Source organism: Vagococcus sp. (assembly GCF_036639995.1).
Classification (GTDB): domain Bacteria; phylum Bacillota; class Bacilli; order Lactobacillales; family Vagococcaceae; genus Vagococcus.
The window spans coordinates 69009-83552 of record NZ_JAVWHO010000004.1; the positions used below are offsets into that span (position 1 = coordinate 69009).

17 protein-coding genes and 1 other annotated feature are annotated in these 14544 nt (G+C 32.5%); of the genes, 13 read left to right on the forward strand and 4 right to left on the reverse strand.

Annotated elements, in window-relative coordinates:
* Nucleotides 1-61 precede the first annotated feature (61 nt).
* The 6 genes from RR554_RS02750 to RR554_RS02775 all read left to right on the forward strand — a co-directional run bounded on the left by RR554_RS02750 (nt 62) and on the right by RR554_RS02775 (nt 5670).
* A complete protein-coding gene (locus RR554_RS02750) occupies nt 62-1618 on the forward strand; it encodes an ABC transporter substrate-binding protein (protein ID WP_332462664.1) in 1557 nt (518 codons plus the stop codon).
* Nucleotides 1619-1700: 82 nt separating this feature from the next.
* Nucleotides 1701-2657, forward strand: coding sequence for an ABC transporter permease (locus tag RR554_RS02755; RefSeq protein WP_332467381.1), 957 nt, complete (start codon nt 1701-1703; stop codon nt 2655-2657).
* Nucleotides 2657-3484 (forward strand): ABC transporter permease, encoded by an 828-nt coding sequence (locus RR554_RS02760; RefSeq protein WP_332462662.1) that lies wholly within the window; start codon nt 2657-2659, stop codon nt 3482-3484. Before RR554_RS02755 ends, RR554_RS02760 begins: the two co-directional genes overlap by 1 nt.
* A 2-nt stretch (nt 3485-3486) precedes the next feature.
* Nucleotides 3487-4380, forward strand: a complete 894-nt coding sequence (locus RR554_RS02765; RefSeq protein WP_332462661.1) for an ABC transporter ATP-binding protein — start codon at nt 3487-3489, stop codon at nt 4378-4380.
* Nucleotides 4373-5278 (forward strand): ABC transporter ATP-binding protein, encoded by a 906-nt coding sequence (locus tag RR554_RS02770; RefSeq protein ID WP_332467382.1) that lies wholly within the window; start codon nt 4373-4375, stop codon nt 5276-5278. The genes RR554_RS02765 and RR554_RS02770 overlap by 8 nt, the downstream gene beginning before the upstream one ends.
* Complete coding sequence (locus tag RR554_RS02775) at nt 5278-5670, forward strand: OsmC family protein (protein WP_332462659.1); 393 nt, start codon at nt 5278-5280, stop codon at nt 5668-5670. The genes RR554_RS02770 and RR554_RS02775 overlap by 1 nt, the downstream gene beginning before the upstream one ends.
* A 50-nt stretch (nt 5671-5720) precedes the next feature.
* Here RR554_RS02775 and RR554_RS02780 read toward each other — a convergent pair whose 3' ends face one another.
* Nucleotides 5721-7124 (reverse strand): TrkH family potassium uptake protein, encoded by a 1404-nt coding sequence (locus RR554_RS02780; protein ID WP_332462658.1) that lies wholly within the window; start codon nt 7122-7124, stop codon nt 5721-5723.
* Nucleotides 7125-7254: 130 nt separating this feature from the next.
* On the opposite strand from RR554_RS02780, the gene RR554_RS02785 reads away from it, so the two are divergent.
* Nucleotides 7255-7512, forward strand: a complete 258-nt coding sequence (locus RR554_RS02785; RefSeq protein WP_332462657.1) for a hypothetical protein — start codon at nt 7255-7257, stop codon at nt 7510-7512.
* A 42-nt stretch (nt 7513-7554) separates the two neighbouring features.
* Here the strand turns inward: RR554_RS02785 and tyrS are convergent, their stop codons facing one another.
* Nucleotides 7555-8823 (reverse strand): tyrosine--tRNA ligase, encoded by a 1269-nt coding sequence (gene tyrS / locus RR554_RS02790; protein ID WP_332467383.1) that lies wholly within the window; start codon nt 8821-8823, stop codon nt 7555-7557.
* 56 nt (nt 8824-8879) lie between these two features.
* Nucleotides 8880-9072, reverse strand: a binding site (T-box leader).
* Nucleotides 9073-9218: 146 nt separating this feature from the next.
* Between tyrS and hemH the strand changes: the two genes are divergently transcribed.
* Nucleotides 9219-10160 (forward strand): ferrochelatase, encoded by a 942-nt coding sequence (gene hemH, locus RR554_RS02795; RefSeq protein ID WP_332462655.1) that lies wholly within the window; start codon nt 9219-9221, stop codon nt 10158-10160.
* Here the strand turns inward: hemH and RR554_RS02800 are convergent.
* Nucleotides 10149-10562, reverse strand: coding sequence for a ribonuclease HI family protein (locus RR554_RS02800; protein ID WP_332462654.1), 414 nt, complete (start codon nt 10560-10562; stop codon nt 10149-10151). The genes hemH and RR554_RS02800 overlap by 12 nt on opposite strands.
* A gap of 81 nt (nt 10563-10643) precedes the next feature.
* Here RR554_RS02800 and RR554_RS02805 point away from each other — a divergent pair, with 81 nt between their 5' ends.
* Nucleotides 10644-11081, forward strand: a complete 438-nt coding sequence (locus tag RR554_RS02805) for an EbsA family protein (protein ID WP_332462653.1) — start codon at nt 10644-10646, stop codon at nt 11079-11081.
* 1 nt (nt 11082) lies between these two features.
* On the opposite strand, the gene RR554_RS02810 is transcribed toward RR554_RS02805, so the two are convergent.
* Nucleotides 11083-11304 (reverse strand): cold-shock protein, encoded by a 222-nt coding sequence (locus RR554_RS02810; protein ID WP_332462652.1) that lies wholly within the window; start codon nt 11302-11304, stop codon nt 11083-11085.
* Between the two features lie 173 nt (nt 11305-11477).
* Here RR554_RS02810 and RR554_RS02815 point away from each other — a divergent pair, with 173 nt between their 5' ends.
* From RR554_RS02815 to RR554_RS02830, 4 genes are all read left to right on the forward strand, one after another.
* On the forward strand, nt 11478-12164 hold the full coding sequence (locus RR554_RS02815) for a CBS domain-containing protein (protein WP_332462651.1): 687 nt from the start codon (nt 11478-11480) through the stop codon (nt 12162-12164).
* Between the two features lie 8 nt (nt 12165-12172).
* Nucleotides 12173-12628: a signal peptidase II gene (lspA, locus tag RR554_RS02820; RefSeq protein WP_332462730.1), complete on the forward strand. Its 456-nt coding sequence runs from the start codon at nt 12173-12175 to the stop codon at nt 12626-12628.
* Nucleotides 12629-13546 carry a cysteine synthase A gene (cysK, locus tag RR554_RS02825; protein WP_332467384.1) on the forward strand — a complete coding sequence of 306 codons (918 nt, stop codon included), beginning with the start codon at nt 12629-12631 and terminating at the stop codon, nt 13544-13546.
* Nucleotides 13547-13648: 102 nt separating this feature from the next.
* Entirely contained in the window at nt 13649-14083 is a 435-nt protein-coding gene (locus tag RR554_RS02830) for a Fur family transcriptional regulator (RefSeq protein WP_332462649.1), read from the forward strand.
* Nucleotides 14084-14544 lie beyond the last annotated feature (461 nt).

Consider the following 14544-nt stretch of genomic DNA (forward strand, 5'->3'; position numbering starts at 1 on the left):
TACAAATAAAGTGGTTAAAAGATCCTTTAAATCAATTAATCATTAAATAAGGAGAGATTTGATGGAGAAAAAATGGCTTTTAGGAACAACGCTTGTTATTGGATTAACTCTAACAGCTTGTGCACCTAACAAGACAGCAGCACCAAAGGAAAAAAAGGATAAGGATACGTTTACTTACGCAATAAATGGCGACCCGACGTCTCTTAATCCAATTAATGTGAGTGATAGATGGGGTTTAACAACAACCAACATGATTTATTCACCCCTTGTTCGTATTGAGGGAGATGGTACGCAAAAAATGGAACTTGCTAAAGAAGTAACACCAGCAAGTGACGGAAAGTCAGTGACAGTTAAACTTAAAGACGATATTAAATGGTCTGATGGAGAAAAATTGACAGCTGACGATGTGGTCTTTACCTACGAACAAAAAGTTAAAAAAGAAAATGGTAACGCTGATAGTTTATGGGTTGGAGATAAACCAGTTGAGGTTGAAAAAGTTAACGAAACAACGGTTAAGTTTAATCTACCCTCAGTAAGTGCAGCGGCAATGAACAACATTGCAACAGAAACTTATATTATTCCTGAACATATTTTTAAAGACGAAAAAGATTTTTCTGCTAATGAATTAAAGGCTAAGCCAGTCGGTACAGGCCCTTATAAATTGGCTGAATATAAACGTGGAGAATATCTACGATTTGAGGCGAATGATACTTATTATGGTGGTAAACCCAATATTAATAAAGTAACGCTACGTATTATCAATAATGCAGATACCACTAAAGTTGCTTTGCAAAAAGGTGAAGTGGATGCATCATATATTTTACCTAATAATATAGAAGATATAAAAAAATCTGATATTACAACGTATGAGTACTCAGAAAATAGAGTAGGCTATATGGGTGTCAATAACAACTCAGATAAATTAAAGGATCAAAAAGTTAGACAAGCTATTTTTTATGCTTTAAATAAAGACGAACTAAATAAAGCTGGTTACTTATCTGATAAGTATTATGAAAATGTTTATTCAATTTTACCGCCAAATAATCCATTTTCTACAGATAAAGTTGAGAAATATGATACAAATGCGGAAAAATCAAAAGAATTGTTAAAAGCAGCAGGCGTGGATAATTTAAAAATAAATATTGCTTTCTCTTCAGATGATCCTGTTCAAACAATTCAAGCAACACTCATGCAACAACAACTACAAAAAGCTGGAATTACGTTAGAATTAGCAGGTGGAGATGGAACAGCTATTTTTGCTGAAATGCAAAAACCTGAAACTAAGAAATATGATTTATTTATGGGTGGCTATATTATGGGGAATGATCCAGACTTATATTCGTCACTATTTAAATCGACAGGTTCTTCTAATTATTTCCATTACCAAAGTAACGCAACAGATAAATTATTTAATGATGGTGCTGTTGAATTGGATGAAGCAAAACGTAAAGATATTTATGCTGACCTTCAAAAACAAATTGCCGATGATGCAGTATTTTATCCAATCGTTGATAGTAAAAAAGTATTAGCGGCTAATAAACAAGTAGAAAATGTAGACAAAGCAGGGTTAATTCCAATCTATACATTTGAAGATTTATCTAAATTATCGATCAAATAACGGAAAAACTTCGCGATCAAATTAAATTTTGCGCGAAGTTTTTTTTATAAATTTTTAAATGACTAAAAAAGGATGGATGAACATGCTCAAATACATATTAAAACGAGTACTACAAGTAATACCCATGCTTCTGATTGTATCGTTTATTGTGTTTTCATTGATTCATGTGGCACCATATGATGCGATTGATTCAATTACAACACCGAACATGTCCAAAGAAGCAGTAGAAATTTTAAGACAAAAACATGGTTTAGATAAGCCATTTTTAGTTCAATATGTTATGTGGTTAAAACAAATACTTTCCGGAAATTTTGGCTATTCTTTAGTTAATCAACAAAGTATCGGTCAAGAATTATTGATTCGGATTCCCAATACAATCAAATTAGTTTTACCAGCATACATAACAGCGTTAATTATTGCTATTATTCTTGGCTTAGTAGCAGGTGCTCATAAAGGAAAATTTATTGATAAGTTAATTGATAGCATTTGTTCAGTTGGAATTTCAATGCCAACGTTTTGGTTTGCGATGTTACTGATTTATTTATTAGGTTATAAATTAGATATGTTACCGATAATTGGTATGCATACAGTAGGGGAAGAAGATTCTTTTAGGGATTTTTTACAACATTTTATTATGCCTTACCTTGTTTTAACAGTTGCCTTTTTCCCAGATTTAACGAGATATGTTAGATCATCAACTTTTTTACAATTGTCAGAAGATTATGTAATGGTCCAACAGTCATTTGGTGCAAGTAAGAGAGAGATTTTCTTTAAGCATGTTAGCAAAAATGTTTTACTACCGATTGTTACTCAAATTGGATTAGCACTGCCAATGCTTGTGACAGGTGCGATTATTACTGAAAGTGTTTTTGGTTGGCCGGGAATAGGACCTTATCTTATGAGTGCGACTAAAGCACTTGATTTTCCAATAATTATGGCAGTCATGCTATTATCAGCTACTCTAGTTATTCTAGGAAATCTTCTTTCAGATATATTATATACAATCGTTGATCCTCGTATCAGTCAGGGGGATAAATAATGAATGAAAAAAAATGGCGAACTACGTTAAAAAATAATAAAATTTATTGGTTTCCAATTATCTTTTTAGTGGGACTTTCTCTGTTAGCTTTATTAGCGCCACTACTACCAATTGATCCAAATGCAACGGATGTAGCTCAAATGTCAACACCTCCAAATACTGCACATATTTTTGGAACGGATGAAGTGGGTAGAGATTATTTTATTCGTGTAGTTTATGGTGGACGAATTTCTTTATTAGTTGGTATTTTAGCAATGTTTGCTTCTACTCTAATTGGAACATTTATTGGTATTGTTTCAGGATATTTTGGTGGAAAAATAGATAGTTTATTGATGAGATTTGTGGATATTTTATCTTCAATTCCATGGCTAGTTCTTGTTATCGTTTTGAGTGTTTTATTGAAACCAGGATTAGTGACCATCATTTTTGTTATTGGTTGTTTTTCATGGATGAATATTGCTCGTTTAATAAGAGCAGAGACTCTTTCTGTTAAGGAGAGAGAATATGTGATTTATGCTCAATTTATTGGAGAGAAAAACTCAAAAATTATTATGAAACATATTTTTCCAGCGGTATTACCGACACTGATTGTTGCAGCAACTGGAAGTATTTCATCAGCTATTATGACTGAATCAGCATTGAGCTTTTTAGGTGTGGGAATTCAGCCACCAACAGCTTCATGGGGAAGTTTACTTCAAAACGCTCAAGCCAGTTTACAAAATGCGCCATACATGGCAATATTACCAGGATTATTTATCATTTTAACGGTATATTCATTTAATAGTTTAGGCAATTATTTACGAGAAATAACAAGTGTGGAGGGATAAAAATGAAAGAAAATATTTTAGAAATTAAAGATTTGTCAGTTACTTTTAAAAAGAAACATCATCCCTCTGAGCAAATAATTAAAAACATTGATTTGACTATTCCAAAGGGCGAAATTGTCGGGATCGTTGGAGAGTCAGGTAGCGGGAAAAGTATGACTATGAAAAGCGTGATGTCTATTTTACCAAGTAATGGTGTGAGCAAGTATTCCTCCTTTTTATTTGACGGAAAAACATTAGACAGCAAGGAACGTATACCAGCTGCCATGATTTTTCAAGACCCCATGACTTCGCTAAACCCACTTAGAACAATTGGTTATCATTTAATTGAAGTGGTTCAACGTTTTCAAAAAGTATCCAAAAAAGAGGCGGAGAACTTGGCTATTATTGAATTAGAAAAAGTTGGAATTACACTTGCTGAGAAAAGAATGAAACAATATCCTCATGAGTTGTCTGGAGGAATGAGACAACGGGTAATGATTGCAATGGCTTTATTAGCCAAGCCCCAATTGTTAATTGCAGATGAACCAACTACAGCCTTAGATGTGACGATTCAGGCTCAAATATTAAATTTAATACGAAAACTTCAAAAAGAAGAAGATTTATCGGTTATTCTTGTTACTCATGATTTTGGAATTGTCGCTGGAATGTGTCAAAGCATTCGTGTCATGTACGATGGAAAGATTGTAGAAGAAGGAAATATAGATGACGTGTTTTATCATCCTGCCCACGACTATACAAAAGAGCTATTAAAAGCTATCCCAACCGGTGACAAAAATGAAAAACTTTATTCATTAAGTGGCTACTCTGAAACAAGTGAAGAACGTGAAATGAGCGAGATGATAGCTATTTCCGAAACACACCGTGTCTTGAAAAAAAGGGGTGAACGAAATGGGTAAAGAATTGGTCAGAGTTGAAAATGTTAAACGTTACTTTCCAGTAAAAAATAATTTTGGGCAAGTGAAGACTGTTGTAAAAGCAATCGATGACGTTTCGTTAACGATTAATGAAGGAGAAACGCTAGGTTTAGTTGGAGAATCAGGCAGTGGGAAAACAACGTTAGGCCGAAGCATCTTGCAGTTGGAATCAATAGATGAGGGTGAAATTCACTTTGATGGCCGATCTTTTAAAAATGTATCAAAAGATGAAAAAAAACAAATGCTTCAAAAAATGCAAATTATTTTTCAAGATCCTTATTCTTCTTTAAACCCAAGAAGAACAGCCTTAGAACAGGTATTAGAGCCATTGTTACTTCAATTTGATAAAAGTGTAGCGACAGAAAAAGCGATTAATATTTTGAAAAAAGTAGGCTTTACAGAGGATATGCTGCATAAATACCCAAAAGAATTTAGTGGTGGTCAAAGACAGAGAATAGGTATAGCTCGTGCTGTCGTTGTTAAACCAGCATTTATTTTATGTGATGAGCCAATTTCTGCATTGGACGTCTCTATCCAGGCGCAGGTAATTAATTTATTGATAGAGTTGCAGGAAGAATTGAAGTTAACTTATCTATTTATTTCTCACGATTTATCGATGGTACGCTATATATCTGATAGAATCGCAGTAATGTATCTAGGTAAAATTGTTGAAATGGGCCCTTCGGAAACGATTTTTGAAAACCCGCAACATGCATATACAAAAAGGTTACTAGAAGCTATTCCTATTGCAGATCCTAAAAGAGCTCGCGTGGCACTTGCTGATAAGGATCAGACAAAAACAGTTGAGATAGATACAACGAGTCAAACGGAATGGGTTGAGATTAGCCCAGATCATTTTGTATTAAAGGAGAAAGAATAATGACAACGGATAAAATTGAATTAGTTCAGGGTGAAAAAGGAATGGAGTTACCTGTTGAGACAGGCAATTGGATAATTTTACGTGAAGGTGGTTATTCGCCTGTACAAAGTATGGTTGGTGCAGTAGGTGCTTGTGGAGCATACGTTTATCAAAGTATTTTAGACAGTTCCCGTATTGATTATACTTTTTCAAAAGTTGAAATTAATTATGAAAGAGATAGTACTATTAAAAGTGAACCAGTTAAATCAATAGAAATTAATTTCTATTTATCAGTTGATGAGAAAAATCAGGGGAGAGCTGAGCGTAGTTTAAAATTAATTGGAAAACATTGTCCAGTGATGCAGTCGTTAGACCCTAAAATAAGTGTAGTAGAAAAAGCGACATTTATATAAATAGAAAAGAGATGAAGAAAATATATGAATTTTCTTTATCTCTTTTTTTGTTAACCAATAATAATTTTTTCACTTGGAAACAGATAGCCATGGTCTTGTCGTTCTTTAGGAACAAAGACCATTAATGTATAGAGCATTCCTATTCGCCCAATAAACATTAAAACAGCAATAATTATTTTTCCAGCAAAAGTTAAATCAGAAGTGATACCTAGTGATAGGCCAGTTGTCCCAAATGCAGAGGCAACTTCTACAATAATAGCAATCAGAGAGTGATCTTCGGTGATAGATAATAGAAGAACTGCTAAAAAGCACATAGCAACTGAAAGGTTAAAAACAACAACAGCTTTTTTTATATCTCTATCTTGAATTCGGCGACTAAAAATGGTTACATTTTCTTCTCCTTTGACAAAAGAGAGCATGTATAAACCTAAGATAGCAATTGTTGTTGTTCGAACGCCCCCACCAACAGAACTTGGACTACAACCGATAAACATTAAGACCGAAAATAATAATAATGTTGGGGTTTGAAAAGAACTTAAATCATGCATTTGAAGACCAGCATTTCTTGTTGTGGTGGAATAAAACATCGATGTCATCCATTTTTGAATTTCAGGCATATCAGAAAACAAATGATTTCGTTCTAATAGATAAATCGCAAGTGTACCAAAAATAAATAAAATAAGGTAAATGCTAATAGCAAGTTTGCTAAACAATGAAAACCTAAAAGGTAAGTCATGTTTCTCACGTTTGTAGAGTAGCCACTCTTTTGTTTCCATGATAACTGGAAACCCAATACCACCAATCATAATTAAACCTATTAAAATAGTAATAAATAAATAGTCCGTTGCATAGGGCTTAGCAGAGGAGCCGGTCACGTCAAAACCAGAGTTTGTTACTGCAGAGATGGATTGATAGAACCCTTGAAATGTAGCTTCTCCTAGAGTCGGGTGATGACCTGAATAGTAGAATCTTAGAGAAAAGATTATGCCAAAAATGAACTGAATAATAAGTAAGGTGTAAACTGTGTTTTTGATCAGTTTAACACTACCACTTAACCTTGGTTGGTTCATGTCAGTCATAATTAATTGTCTTCTTTTTAAAGAAATTCTTTTTCTTGAAAGAATAAAGAAAAAAGTTGAGAACATCATAATACCAAGACCGCCAACTTGAAAAAGAATCTCAAGTAAAACAACGCCACGTTCATTAAAAACCTCGTTAATATTAAAGGTGCTTAACCCAGTTACACTAACTGTACTAATAGCCATAAACAAGGTATCAAAAACCGAAATATCTGCCCCGTCTTGTTGAAAGAAGGGAAGACTGAGTAAAAGAAAGGATATTAAAGTCATGATAACGTAATAAGAAAAAATGATTTGAATTGTAGAAAAATGACTGTTAATAAATTGATTGCCACTTCTTTTTAAGTGAAATAAAGACCAACGCTTTTTAAACATAATGTACTCCTTTAAACTCTATTGAAATCAGTATAACAATCCCTATATGAAAAGACAAAAAATATTCAGACTAACGGCGGATGCTAAAAAGAAATAATTTCGTTACACTGGTTGTTAAAGGAGTGGTGATATGTTTATAAGTATTGTATTGACACAACTTATTGTTTGGGGGATTTTTAGTCTATTTATTCTTCAAAGAAATGGGCGATTGGAAAAAACTGAAAAAACAGGTTTTAGTAAGTGGTTAATTCTTCTGTTCATCCTCAATTATATTGTGATTTGCGCGTCATTACTTGAGATAACATCCTTTACACTTTTGATGATGGCTAGTGCAAATGGCTTACTAACGATACTTTATATATTTACTCAAAATTTTATTAGAAATTAAAAACGACAAAAGTAGAAAACATTCTGCTTTTGTCGTTCTTTTTTATCCTAATTTTACAAGTGTGTATTTCTTTTTACCTTTTCTGACAATGATGAATTTATCATCAATAGATAAGTCAGAAGTAATGTCAGTAGCGACATCCTTGATTTTATCTCCGTTAATTGAGATAGCGCCATTTGTTACATCTTCTCTTGCTTGTCGTTTCGATGGTTCAATTTTGGTTTCGACTAACCAATCCACAATGTTTTTAGATTCTTTTCCAATTGTTGCAGTAGGCATATTTTTAAAACCATCTTCAATTTGATGTGAGGTTAATTGTTTAACATCACCAGAAAATAGAGCGTCAGTAATAGTCAATGCATCAGTTAAAGCGTCTTGACTATGAACAAATACGGTCATCTCTTTTGCCAATGTTTTTTGAGCTTCTCTTTTATGAGGTTCTGTCTCGACTTTTGTTTCAAGCGCTTGAATGTCATCTTGTGTTAAGAAGGTAAAGAATTTCAAGTATTTGATAACGTCGCGATCATCTTGATTTAACCAGAATTGGTAGAATTCGTAAGGAGATGTTTTTTCAGGATCTAACCAAATAGCACCACCGGCAGTTTTACCAAATTTAGTTCCGTCAGATTTTAACATTAAAGGAATTGTTAAACCAAAAGCTTTTGCTTCTGCGCCTTCTTTTTTACGAATCAAATCAAGCCCAGCAGTAATATTCCCCCATTGATCGGCACCACCAATTTGAAGACGAACATCATGGTGACGGAATAGATGTAGGTAATCTAATGATTGCAATATTTGGTAAGTGAATTCAGTAAATGAAATACCTGTTTCAAGTCGACTTGAAACGATATCTTTAGCAAGCATGGTATTAATATTAAAGTTTTTTCCGTAATCACGTAAAAAATCTAGTAAAGAAAGGTCTTTTGTCCAATCATAATTGTTAACCATACTAAGTTGTTGCTCGTTGTTTTCATCAAAGAATAAATGTTTCATTTGATTTGTTAAACAATCAACGTTGTGCTGTACTTGCTCCATTGATTGTAGTTGTCGTTCACTAGATCGTCCACTAGGGTCGCCTATTGTTCCAGTAGCTCCTCCAATAACAATATAAGGATGATGTCCTAAAGCTTGGAATCTTTTTAGCATCATAAATGGAATTAAATGGCCAATATGCATACTATCTCCAGTTGGATCAACACCACAATATAAAGAAATTTTATTATGTTCGACGTATTCACGTAATCCTTCCGCATCTGTTTGTTGATTAATTGCATCACGCCATGTTAATTCATCAATAATATTTGTTGTCATATTTAAAACTTCCTTTCTTTTTGGTATAAAAAAAGCCCCTATAGAGAAAAATTCTCCATAGGGACGAAATAACATTTCCGTGGTACCACCCAGATTGTGCTTTTTAAGCACCTCTTAATATTTTTATCGGTAACTAACCGCTTGTTATTTTAAAAAATGAATGTACTTCGTGAAATTATTTGTGTCAAATTCCAGCAACCTTTGACTTTCTATAAACAGAGATAATTCACTACTTCGTTCAACTATAACAAGATTGTGTATCTAATTATCTATTATGCTAAAACAAAAAGAATAGATTGTCAATTAAATTATAACAAAAAGAAAAAGTTAAACAACATATATGTTGTAATGAAAAAGTGTTAGAATATACAACGTGACATAAGGAGGAGAAACATTTGAGTAAAAAAGGAATTTTACTAGCAAATATTGGAACACCAGATAAACCTGAAGCAAAAGAGGTAAAAGAGTATTTAAAACATTTCTTAGGAGATCCACGAGTTATCGATAAGCCTAGATGGCAATGGTTACCAATTTTACATGGGATTATTTTAAACACACGACCAAAAAAATCAGCAGCATTATATAAAAGTATTTGGGAGGAAGGAGGATCTCCCCTTCTAATTCATACTAAGTCTCAAACTAGTCAGCTTCAAGAAAAATTACCAGAAGTATCAGTTAGATTTGGAATGGCATACAGTCAACCTACAATTTCAGAATCACTGAAAGCTTTTGAAAAAGAAGGTGTTGAGGATGTAACTATTATTCCTTTATACCCACAGTACTCAACAACGACAACAGCAGCTATTCATGATGCTGTGTTTAGACATTATTTAAAACAGGAAAATATACCAACACTTCATTTGATTCGTGAATTTACAAGTCACCCTTTATATATTAATTTATTGAGGAAGCAAATAGAAGAAGGAATTAAAGAGTACCAACCTGAGTTGTTAGTTTTTTCTTATCATGGTATTCCGGTTTCATATGTAGAAAAGGGAGATCCTTATAAGGATCAATGTGCTGAAACAACAGCAGCAGTTTTTAAAGGGTTTGATATTGATATTCCTTACAAAGTGACCTATCAATCAAAATTTGGTCCAGATGAATGGCTAACTCCTGCCTTAGATAAAACATTGATGTCTTTACCAAAAGAGGGAATAAAAAAAGTCCTAGTAATCACACCAGGATTTGTTTCTGATTGCATTGAAACTCTAGAAGAGATTGAAGATGAAAACCGAACATATTTTATGGAAAATGGTGGCGTGGAATTTAATTACATTCATCCTTTTAATGACGATCCAGATTTTGTTGAATTATTAGCGAACTTAGTTAATTAGTTTTTCTTTTAACCTTTTTTGAAGGGCTTGTTTTGCAATTTTATCAGCACCCTTGTTACTACTTTCTGGTTTCCACTCAACAAATAAGAGGATGAAATCATCCATTAAAAGTAAAATTTTTTGAAGATAACAATCAAAAACCACATCTTTAACATATTTTTTTTCAATGGACTGGGCAACAATACGACTATCAGTATAAATAAAAATAGTTTCGTTGCACCAGTTTTGGCTTTTAATATAGACCAGTGTTTGATAAAGCATCTCAAATTCAGCTTCATTATTAGTTTTTGCTTTTAACTCTTGATGTATCTGGATTTGTTGTTGATTTTTCAATATAATCATTCCACCACCACTTAAATGATATTTTTGATTGGTTGCTGCATCTATGTATATTTTTATCATAGTATTCTCCAATGCTATTTTTTATTTATTTATCTTATGGTAATATAAGTAACTGTAAGGTTATGTAAATAGGAGGCTAATATGAGTACAAGTAAAATACATGTTTTTCGATATCAGCCTGATTTATCAGGTGCTGTAATCTATTGGTCGATGACATTTGTTTTGTTTTTTATCAGTATGATTGGACTACTGGAGCAGCAAGGTCGAATTAATATATTTAGTGTAGCAACCTTTATTGTTTTTCTGATTTTTGGATACACTGGAACAAAAAGAAAAATGATATTAACTAATGAGCAATTGAAAGTTTCAGCAATATTGAAAAAAAACAGTTATCAAATTGATTTGAATAATATTGTAAAAGTCTCAGTAGGAAGCCACGGAATAACAATTCTAACTAAGGAAAATGAGTTTGCCTATATTATGTTCTCAAAAGCTAAAACTTCATTTGTACACTACTTGAAGCAAGAAGAATTATTTACAGGAACAATTAATGGCATTGAAAAAAGTGTTGACGATTAAATCAGTCAACACTTTTTATTTCATCAATAACAGTTACTTGCGATGCTTGAAGACCACGAGCACCTTCTTTTATGACAAATTCAACTTTTTGTCCTTCAAAAAGCACTTTAAATCCATCTTGAACGATGCCGGTAAAATGTACAAAAATCTCTTCATCCTCGTCATAGACTAGAAAACCATAACCTTTTCTAACGTCAAACCATTTTACAACGCCGATTTTCATTTTACATACCCCCTAGTGGTCATTTGCATGCCTAATTCTATTATACGTTTTATCGTTTACTACGTCAAACACATGTTTTTTGAGAAGTTAAAGGTGAAGTAGTTAAAAAGCTTTTTACTTCCTTTTATTTGTTATATACTAAAAAAGAGTATACAAATTGTAAGGAGAAAAAAATGGAACGTTCAGAAATATTTTTAACTTCATTTAATCGGATAGAAAAATGGTTGCGAAAGCAACTTGAATTTCCGAGTAATATGGGAGTCAGTGAGATGACTCGAAGAATTAAGAAGAAAACAGAATTACCGATTAATGAGATAGAATATGATTTAATTGAGTTTTCCCAATTAAGAAATGCAATTGTTCATAATAAGATAGAAAAAGATTTTGTGATTGCTGAGCCTAACCAATGGGCAGTAGATAGGATTTTAGAAATTGAAGAAAAATTAGTACATCCTAAAACAGTTGAGAAATATATAAGAGGTAATGTCAAAACATTTGAAGCTTCCATCCCTTTAAGAAAAATTCTACATATAATAGTAGAAAAAGAATATTCTCAGTTTCCGATTTATCAAAAAGGAAAGTTCAGAGGACTAATTACAACAAGAGGATTAGGCATGTGGTTTGCTAAGCATTCAGAAAATGCACTGATGGTGTTAGATGATTATACAGCAATAGATATTTTAGATGTGGATACTAAAAGAGATGCAGTTCGTTTTTTGAGTCCGTCTGATTATGAGTATAAAGCAATTAACTTATTTAAAAACAATCCACGACTAGAAGCCATTTTAATTACGGAGGATGGTCGTGGTAACAGTAAATTATTAGGAATAATTAGTCCAAAAGACTTATTCGGAGAGTAGGAATGCAGATGATATTGTACGGAGTGTTAGTTTTTACATCAGTTTTGATAGATCAAGTGATAAAAGGGTGGACAGTTTCTAACATTGAATTGTATGAAACGGTTTTTAGTAATCCGGTATTATCCCTAACACATATTAGAAATAGTGGAGCTGCTTGGAGTATTTTGGAAGGTAAAATGTGGTTTTTTACAGTAGTAACATTAATTGCCTTAATAATACTTCCATATCTTTTATTCAAATATCGTAATGAAACTAAATGGTTGACGATTGGGTTAAGTTTAATTATAGGAGGAACTATCGGAAATTTTATTGATCGTGTTAGATTAGGATATGTTGTTGATATGTTCCAAGTAGAATTTTTCCATTTTCCAATTTTTAATTTTGCAGATGTTTCACTAGTGGTAGGAGTTATGTGTATTTTTGTTTATGTATTATTTTTTGATGAAAAAGAAAGGAGAATATAAATGAAAAAAATAGTCAATGATATTACGGAATTAATAGGAGAAACACCTTTTTTAAAGTTAAAAAACGAGGCTAATGAAGCAAATGTATTTTTAAAGCTAGAATCATTTAATCCTGGCGGCAGTGTTAAAGATAGAATTGCTCTATCAATGGTAGAGAGAGCTGAAGAAGAGGGATTGTTAATAGAAGGTGGAACTATAATCGAACCAACAAGTGGAAATACTGGAATTGGCTTAGCTATGGTGGGAGCTTCAAAAGGATATTCTGTTATTTTAGTGATGCCCGATACGATGAGTATTGAAAGACAAAAGCTAATGAAAGCATATGGTGCAGATATTATTTTAACTCCTGGCAATGAAGGGATGAAGGGTTCGATTAAAGTAGCAAAAGATTTAGCAGAAAAAGAAGGATACTTTATGCCGTTACAATTTGAAAACATAGCTAATCCGTCAATTCATGAAAAAACAACAGCAAAAGAAATAATCAGCGCATTTGAAGGCGAAGAAATAGCTGCGTTTGTAGCCGGCGTAGGAACAGGTGGAACGATTTCAGGTGTTGGAAAGGAATTGAAAAAAGTATATCCTAATATAAAAATATATGCAGTTGAACCAGAAGAAAGTAAAGTATTAAGAAACGGAACCCATGCACCACATAAAATTCAAGGGATAGGTGCAGGATTTATTCCCAAGGTATTAGACACAACAATCTATGATGAAGTTTTCCCTGTTTCTAGCCAAGAAGCCATAGAAGCAGCCCGAGTGATAGGTGAAAAAGATGGACTACTTGTAGGTGTTTCATCCGGAGCTGCAATTTATGCGTCAAAAAAAATTGCTAAAAAACTAGGAGAGAATGAAATAATAGTCACTATTGCGCCAGACAGTGGTGAAAGATACCTTTCTACTAATTTATATAAATTCTAATTTAATAAAATTATTATTTAATAAATAAAATTGATGATTCTTGATAATTACTATTATTGGTAGTAGAATAAAGATATAAAATAATTCGCAAGGATGATGTACATGTCTAATCATGTTGTTGAAGAAGCTATTAGTAAAATGAAAGAATCTAATATTAGAATTACACCTCAAAGATATGCTATTTTAGAATATTTAGTTGAGAGTAAAAGCCATCCAACTGCAGATGAAATTTATAAGCACTTAGAACATCGTTTTCCAAATATGAGTGTTGCAACTGTTTATAATAATTTACGACTTTTTACTGAAATTGGATTTGTCATGGAAATGGCTTATGGTGATTCCTCAAGTCGTTTTGATTTTACTTCTACTAGACATTATCACGCTATCTGCGATAAATGTGGAAAAGTAGTAGATGTTTTCTATCCAGGCTTAGAGGATGTTGAATCTGCAACTGAGCAGTTAACGGGATTTAAAATTCGTGATCATCGTTTGGAAATGTATGGGGTGTGCCCTGAGTGTCAAAAATCAGAAAAATAATTTTAGTTAAAAGCTATTTGATTTGAACAGGTTATTAAGAACCTTTCAAAGCGGGTAGCTTTTTCTATTAAAATTATTGATTAAAAACCTGTTTAAAACGGTCAGATAACGTAATAAAGGAAAAAATGTTATTAATTGAAAAAAAAAGTAAAATTATGCTTGCATTTTTTTTGGACAATTGATATATTAGTAAATGTCGTTAAGACAACAACACATTTAAATAACAAAAAAATAAAAAAAATAGCTTGAATTATAATTGTTAATGTGTTAATATCGTTAAGTTGATATCTTTTGTATCTATTTTAAATAACGTTGATCAGTTTTAGAAAGTTTAAAAAAATATTTTTTACTCTTGACATAAAATTGAAAGTGTTATATGATATAAAAGTTGTTACGGCAACGAGATATAGATCTTTGAAAACTGAACAAAGTAAGACAAACCAAATGTGTAGGGCGTTTTT

What these genes read in the sequence shown, in the direction of transcription:
- lspA (WP_332462730.1), top strand. Translation starts at nt 12,173, where the DNA reads ATGATATTGTACGGAGTGTTAGTTTTTACATCAGTTTTGATAGATCAA.
- RR554_RS02770 (WP_332467382.1), top strand. Translation starts at nt 4,373, where the DNA reads ATGGGTAAAGAATTGGTCAGAGTTGAAAATGTTAAACGTTACTTTCCA.
- tyrS (WP_332467383.1), bottom strand. Translation starts at nt 8,823, where the DNA reads ATGACAACAAATATTATTGATGAATTAACATGGCGTGATGCAATTAAT.
- RR554_RS02805 (WP_332462653.1), top strand. Translation starts at nt 10,644, where the DNA reads ATGAGTACAAGTAAAATACATGTTTTTCGATATCAGCCTGATTTATCA.
- RR554_RS02830 (WP_332462649.1), top strand. Translation starts at nt 13,649, where the DNA reads ATGTCTAATCATGTTGTTGAAGAAGCTATTAGTAAAATGAAAGAATCT.
- RR554_RS02755 (WP_332467381.1), top strand. Translation starts at nt 1,701, where the DNA reads ATGCTCAAATACATATTAAAACGAGTACTACAAGTAATACCCATGCTT.
- RR554_RS02800 (WP_332462654.1), bottom strand. Translation starts at nt 10,562, where the DNA reads ATGATAAAAATATACATAGATGCAGCAACCAATCAAAAATATCATTTA.
- RR554_RS02785 (WP_332462657.1), top strand. Translation starts at nt 7,255, where the DNA reads ATGTTTATAAGTATTGTATTGACACAACTTATTGTTTGGGGGATTTTT.
- RR554_RS02780 (WP_332462658.1), bottom strand. Translation starts at nt 7,124, where the DNA reads ATGTTTAAAAAGCGTTGGTCTTTATTTCACTTAAAAAGAAGTGGCAAT.
- RR554_RS02750 (WP_332462664.1), top strand. Translation starts at nt 62, where the DNA reads ATGGAGAAAAAATGGCTTTTAGGAACAACGCTTGTTATTGGATTAACT.
- RR554_RS02815 (WP_332462651.1), top strand. Translation starts at nt 11,478, where the DNA reads ATGGAACGTTCAGAAATATTTTTAACTTCATTTAATCGGATAGAAAAA.
- RR554_RS02765 (WP_332462661.1), top strand. Translation starts at nt 3,487, where the DNA reads ATGAAAGAAAATATTTTAGAAATTAAAGATTTGTCAGTTACTTTTAAA.
- cysK (WP_332467384.1), top strand. Translation starts at nt 12,629, where the DNA reads ATGAAAAAAATAGTCAATGATATTACGGAATTAATAGGAGAAACACCT.
- RR554_RS02775 (WP_332462659.1), top strand. Translation starts at nt 5,278, where the DNA reads ATGACAACGGATAAAATTGAATTAGTTCAGGGTGAAAAAGGAATGGAG.
- RR554_RS02760 (WP_332462662.1), top strand. Translation starts at nt 2,657, where the DNA reads ATGAATGAAAAAAAATGGCGAACTACGTTAAAAAATAATAAAATTTAT.
- RR554_RS02810 (WP_332462652.1), bottom strand. Translation starts at nt 11,304, where the DNA reads ATGAAAATCGGCGTTGTAAAATGGTTTGACGTTAGAAAAGGTTATGGT.